The following is a 444-nucleotide window of genomic DNA, read 5'->3' as shown; positions in this document are numbered from 1 at the left end:
GCCCGTGGGCTTTGTCGTCGCTGATGATCGGTAGCGTCGGTTGTGCGTTACAAGGTGATCCAGTGTTGGCCATGTGCCTCTCCTAGAAACTCTATTATGTCACCACTCAGGTCGCCCGCATCAGGGAACTTAGTCTCTAATTCTGACGTGATAGCAGCAACGGAACGTTCACCGTCCACTAAGGCAAGAATCTCACCTGCAGGACCATTCAGCTGGATCATTCCTTCGGGATAAAGCAGTACAAAACAGTTTTGTGCTTTTTCCCACTGAAAGCGAAACATTTTATTTAACACCGGCACTAAGGCCGGTGTTATCTCAATATCACTCATTAAATAGCCCTTTGTGATAAACCCGCTGATCCGTCACGGTATGGTACGGTGGACGTTTCAGCTCATACGCCATGGTCATTGCATCCAGCATGCTCCAAAGGACATCCAGTTTAAA

General features: G+C 48.2%; 1 protein-coding gene and 1 pseudogene. Both read right to left on the bottom strand.

Annotated features, from left to right (window positions below; translation table 11 throughout):
• Positions 1 to 47 precede the first annotated feature (47 nt).
• On the bottom strand, positions 48 to 329 hold the full coding sequence (pqqD, locus tag A3773_RS16970; protein WP_156473568.1) for a pyrroloquinoline quinone biosynthesis peptide chaperone PqqD: 282 nt from the start codon (positions 327 to 329) through the stop codon (positions 48 to 50).
• A pseudogene (locus A3773_RS17910) lies at positions 322 to 444 on the bottom strand (pyrroloquinoline-quinone synthase PqqC); the annotation flags it as partial. The pseudogene A3773_RS17910 and the gene pqqD, both read right to left, overlap by 8 nt.

The organism is Neptuniibacter pectenicola (assembly GCF_001597735.1).
In the GTDB taxonomy this organism is placed as follows: Bacteria; Pseudomonadota; Gammaproteobacteria; order Pseudomonadales; family Balneatricaceae; genus Neptuniibacter; species Neptuniibacter pectenicola.
This window is presented reverse-complemented; position numbering and strand designations above follow the sequence as displayed.

Coding starts and splice junctions, on each gene's coding strand:
- pqqD (WP_156473568.1), bottom strand. CDS start 329: ATGAGTGATATTGAGATAACACCGGCCTTAGTGCCGGTGTTAAATAAA.